Below are 4,900 nucleotides of genomic sequence, written 5' to 3' on the forward strand. Positions count from 1 at the left end.
CTGTCGACGTTACTTTTGAAGCAACCTACTCCGTATTTCGATTGGCAGGGTGAGATAGCTACCATAGAGCAACGTTTACTAGAAAAATCATTGAATTGGCCATCCCCGCACCTCAATTCGGTATTTTCTGGTCATCATGAGCGCATTTCACATCCCAGAACGCCTTCAGGCAACAAAGGACTTTTAGAAACTGGTTCATTACAACGTTGGGCAGACAGGGTACTAGCAAAGATGGTGTGAGACAGAGAGGGAAATTATTGCCATGAAATCGTTCGCGAGTCGACGAATATTTTGATTTAGTCATGTAATCTACCACGGAATTAGGAGGAACCATTTTGTCATAAAATTTCTTACCAACTGAGTTGAAACGCGAACCTGCAAGCTTGCGTGGCGGTGCTGTATCGCTTAAGCGCCGAATGGAAAAGCACCTTGCGAAGTGGTGGTTTTTTTGGCTTTGAATAACAAGGGGATCAGCGTAAGTGCTGTGTCTAAACGACTAAATAAAAGTAATAGAGGATCATGCCTATGTCAGGTTCCGGCGGTAGCAGTCACTACAGTCAATACAGTGGCGATGGCTCTGCAGACACATGCGAAAAACTAAACTTCACAACCCAACTCGCATCTCCGAAAGAAGAGGTTGTCGAGCAGTTAGAAGTTGGTGACCTTCTCGATATTATTTCTGGCCAGCAAAATGGCCAATCTGTCGTGCAGGCGGTTTGGAGAGGGCAGGTAGCAGGAGGGGTTGCTGATCAACGATTGCAACAGCTCCGTCATTGTTTAACAGAAGGGTTCACATACGAGGCTTTGGTGCTTAGCGTCGACAATGGCCAGGTTCGGATACGTATCTCCTCCACGGATAACAATTAAGTAGGGCTGTGACTATGATCGCTGTTGTTGGCGGAGTCTATCGAGAGAAGTGTATTCACCCAGGTTGGGATGAGATCTATGGATCTGCAGGGCGCGCAGCGACTGCAATCGCCAGGATGGGCGGGGCTGTCGAGTTACACAGTTATTTTGAAAGCACGGCCCTTTACGTGATGCAAGATAGGGCTGCGCTTGAAGGCTTTCAGTTGGCAGCAACCGAAGTCGGGCAAGGTGTAACGTTCGACTATATACATGGATTATCCACCCCTATTATTCACCAGCCTGCGAGCCAGTACGAACCGCTCAACATATCGAAAGAGCATGTGCTTCGCTTCGGCATGATCGAAGGTACGGCAGTCGTTAACTGCGATTACGCAGTTTATGATCCGCAAAATGCGCATAATCCCGAAGCTTTCATCGCCAATGGCTCGACGGCTAAGCACTTGGCTTTGGTGCTCAATCGTCATGAAGCACACGGTATCTGTGCCAGCCCTTGCGAAGAGCCAGAAGAGCTTGCTCGGCAACTTGCCGATCAAAGTGGCGCTGACGTCGTGATTATAAAAATGGGGCCTCAAGGCGCCCTGGTATATGACAAGGGGGCATGTTCGACCGTGCCTGCCTACCGGACTACACATGTGTGGAAGATCGGATCGGGCGATACGTTTGCAGCTCATTTTGCGTATGCGTGGATGGAAGAAGGGCGCTCGCCTCAGGAGGCCGCAAGTATCGCTTCGCGTGCCACTGCTTTTTACTGCGAATCTCGGGGGTATCCAAGCCGAAAGCTCTTGGATAGGTTCGACCCTAAACCATTGTGTGCCTCTGAGTGCTATCGGAGTGGCTACCAGCCTAGGGTTTACTTGGCAGGCCCGTTCTTCACGCTGGCCCAGCTATGGATGATTCACGAGGCCCGGAAAGATCTAAGTGATATGGGGCTGAGTGTGTTTTCCCCTTACCACGATGTCGGTTGTGGTTCGGCTGACGATGTTGTCGAGAAGGATCTTCAGGGTATCCGTGATTGTGACCTGATCTTCGCGATCGGTGACGGTTTGGATGCCGGCACGATTTATGAAATAGGTTTTGCTAGAGCACTGGGCAAGCCTGTGGTTCTGTATTCAGAGAATGAGTCCACCGAAGACAAAAAAATGATGGCAGGGTCTGCTTGCCGGATTTCCGACGATTATGTTTCTGCGATCTATCAAGCCGTCTGGGAGGCGGCAGCGCTATGAAAGTCGCTTTGTTGCTCTCTGGCGGAATGGACTCACTCTCGCTTGCCTGGTGGAAGCGCCCTGATCTGGCCATCACGTTGAATTACGGACAGCTTGCGGCGAAGGCAGAGATTGCAGCGTCTCAAGCTATCTGTGATCGACTGAGAATCCCACATCACGTACTCAAAATTGATTGCCGCTCTCTGGGGTCTGGGGATATGGCTGGCAGTTCCGCTGATGGCTTGGCACCGGCATCGGATTGGTGGCCGTATCGGAATCAGATGTTGGTTACCCTTGCGGCTATGAAGGCGATATCGTTTGGTGTCACGCATTTATGGTTGGGAACCGTCAAATCTGATGGGTTCCATCGAGATGGAACGCCTGAGTTTATGAGCGCTATCAGTCAACTTATGTCACTACAGGAAGGGGGCTTGCTTGTTGAGGCACCTGCTATAGGTTTTACGACGGCCGAACTGATCCGTATATCGGACATACCATCAGACAGCTTGGCGTGGGCGCATAGTTGCCATAAGGCCGATGTGCCCTGTGGTAACTGCCGTGGCTGTAATAAGTATTTCGAAGTGTTCGAGGAAGTCGGCTATGAGTTGGATCGACTTAGGTAATCCCGCCCCCAAGAACGCAAGCGAGCCGTACACCCTGTTTAAATGGAAAACGGGCGACGTTCAACGGCTACCAGCAGGAGGGCAGCGCCCCACACCAGAGCTGCTTGAGGTTCTTCAGCAACGACGTACCGGGAGGTATTTTGGGGAGCTTGACGAGGGTGAGTTTGCAGAATTTCTTTGGCATGCATGTCGCAGTCGCTATACCTGGGCATCCGGAATGGGGTTTGAGTTAGAGCATCGAGCTGCGCCATCTGCTGGCGCTATCCATCCTATTCATTTGGTAATCAATCGTCCTGGAGATGCGCGCTGGTGGCTGTATGAGCCTCGCGGACACATGCTCATTGAATTGCCCGCGGCATCTGAGACCTTGAAGGAGCTTCGTGACCACAGCAATGAAGTCTTGGATGCTCCCGGTGCAGTACGATTCCTCCTGTTAGCGGAACCAGGAAAGACTTTCGCTAAATACTCAGAGGGTAGTAGTTTGATCTGGCGCGATGCAGGGGCATTGCTTGGAATCATGTCACTGACAGCACAGGGTTTGGGTCTTAACTTCTGCCCACTTGGTATTACGGGCGAGCCCTGGGCAAGCTCTCTAGCCAATCAGCGTGAGTTGGTTGGTGTGGGCCTGGCGCTTCTTGGGTCTGCTAGGTGTTCCGCGCTTGGGTGAAGTCTGTCCCATCCCCAAGATGCTGTGTATCGTTCTCTGAGAGGACATCATCTCTAGCCAAATCAGTGCGTCAAGTTCTGACGCTCGTACACCGAGGGCTTCGCTGAAGCGTAAAAACTGTTCCTCCAGTTCGAGATAGTGGCGCTCAACGGTTAGGTTTTCCTGAAAAAATTTGCCCAGCAGTCCAGCTCGTAAAATATGGATATCAAGAATGGCAACATCATCCGCGTCTAACCAGTTTCGCGCTACCCAGGAAGCTGTTTTGTAGCCGATTCCAGAGATGGCTAGCAACCAGTTGCGCAGCGCTTTGCCAGAATCCAGTGGAGGGTCTTCCGAATGCAGCTTTTGAAGCGCGGCTGCAAGATAGCGCGCTTTCTGTTTGGCGAACCGGTACCGGATAGATCGGCCATCCACCGACAATGGTTCATATAGCCACTCCAAGAGAACCTCTTCTGAAGGTGGTGCGTCGGAGAATGCACCTTTTCGCTTCACATGATGAAATGCAGCCAATCCGACGCTCGCTGGAATTCCGTGGCCACCTAGCAGGCAGGCGCCTACCTCTTCTTTCAGGGTCGCTCCAAGCTTGTAGTCGATACGATTGCTTTGCAGTCGTCGAGCGTAGACTTGATATGCCCAGTAGGCAGGCGTTGGAAACGCCTCAATTGGGCCCCATGGCACACCCGGAAGCACCTCAGTGTCTGGCGCCGGGAACTCGATATTAAACACTGCCCTTTCGAGAAAAATAGCGCCGCACTGCATTAGGGAGCCCTCTGTGTAGTTTCGTAATTTTCTTGCATCCATTGCAGTAAATCGTAGCGCTCCGCCGGAGCCATGCGGTCAATGCGAGAACGGAGTCGAGCTTGTCGACGCTGAATGGTCTGGCGATCACGATAGTTGTCACCGAGATAGCGCGTGTCATGCAGCCGGCCTTTAGGCTGGAAGTTCATCCAAACAGTCTCTTCGCGGACGTCAACGTGTGTTTTGGCCGGGAAGCTCGCCTTTTTCCACCCGGCCAGCTCAGTCTCATAAAGCTCACTGGCATATCCTGAGATCATGATGTTGCAGGGCAGTGTGGTGAGAAGGCGCAGGAGGCGCAGATGATCGTCACAAGAATAGTCGTAGCGGTAAACTTTTTTGCGACGGCGTGTTTCTGGAACGTAAGGAGGATCAACATAAAGCAGCTCATCGCCCCGAAAGTCGTATTTCTGCAAGAACTCCAAAGCGTCTGTTTCGTGTAAAGCACAAACATCTGGATACTCGGCGCGCCACCGTTCTATTACTTTAGGATCCAGGTCTAGACCGATGTTTCGAGTCGCAGGTTTTTTATGGCGCATAACGGCACCACCGCCTAGATGGGATTCGATATAGGTGTGATGCGGAGGCATCAGATTGATCAAGCGCTGATAGCACTTGCCTTTTCCGCCAGGATATCTCATGCCTTGAGTATCGTCAGAAATGACGATGATGTCAATCAGCTTGCCGGTTACATGTAGTTGCTGGTTGGCGTGGTGTTAAAGGCATCTGACTTTGTCATTGCCTAG

7 protein-coding genes are annotated in these 4,900 nt (G+C 51.5%); 5 read left to right on the forward strand and 2 right to left on the reverse strand.

Annotated elements, in window-relative coordinates; translation table 11 throughout:
- The 5 genes from ACTHYN_RS16105 to ACTHYN_RS16125 all read left to right on the forward strand — a co-directional run.
- Positions 1-240, forward strand: a 240-nt coding sequence (locus ACTHYN_RS16105; protein ID WP_441813420.1) for a Tn7-like element transposition protein TnsE, incomplete at its 5' end; no start/stop codon positions are given.
- A gap of 285 nt (positions 241-525) precedes the next feature.
- Complete coding sequence (locus tag ACTHYN_RS16110; protein ID WP_441813421.1) at positions 526-867, forward strand: hypothetical protein; 342 nt, start codon at positions 526-528, stop codon at positions 865-867.
- Between the two features lie 14 nt (positions 868-881).
- Positions 882-2,090 (forward strand): PfkB family carbohydrate kinase, encoded by a 1,209-nt coding sequence (locus tag ACTHYN_RS16115; protein WP_441813422.1) that lies wholly within the window; start codon positions 882-884, stop codon positions 2,088-2,090.
- On the forward strand, positions 2,087-2,692 hold the full coding sequence (locus ACTHYN_RS16120; protein WP_441813423.1) for a 7-cyano-7-deazaguanine synthase: 606 nt from the start codon (positions 2,087-2,089) through the stop codon (positions 2,690-2,692). Before ACTHYN_RS16115 ends, ACTHYN_RS16120 begins: the two co-directional genes overlap by 4 nt.
- Positions 2,670-3,359: a nitroreductase family protein gene (locus ACTHYN_RS16125; protein WP_441813424.1), complete on the forward strand. Its 690-nt coding sequence runs from the start codon at positions 2,670-2,672 to the stop codon at positions 3,357-3,359. Before ACTHYN_RS16120 ends, ACTHYN_RS16125 begins: the two co-directional genes overlap by 23 nt.
- On the opposite strand, the gene ACTHYN_RS16130 is transcribed toward ACTHYN_RS16125, so the two are convergent.
- The gene (locus tag ACTHYN_RS16130) at positions 3,285-4,160 is read right to left on the reverse strand and encodes an 8-oxoguanine DNA glycosylase (RefSeq protein ID WP_441813425.1); all 876 of its coding nucleotides are present in this window, start codon (positions 4,158-4,160) and stop codon (positions 3,285-3,287) included. The two genes, ACTHYN_RS16125 and ACTHYN_RS16130, sit on opposite strands and share 75 nt — an antisense overlap.
- Positions 4,118-4,693 carry a DNA adenine methylase gene (locus ACTHYN_RS16135; protein WP_441813426.1) on the reverse strand — a complete coding sequence of 192 codons (576 nt, stop codon included), beginning with the start codon at positions 4,691-4,693 and terminating at the stop codon, positions 4,118-4,120. The genes ACTHYN_RS16130 and ACTHYN_RS16135 overlap by 43 nt, the downstream gene beginning before the upstream one ends.
- Between the last annotated feature and the right edge of the window lie 207 nt (positions 4,694-4,900).

Origin of the sequence: Marinobacter sp. (genome assembly GCF_052091845.1) — a bacterium.
Lineage (GTDB): Bacteria > Pseudomonadota > Gammaproteobacteria > Pseudomonadales > Oleiphilaceae > Marinobacter.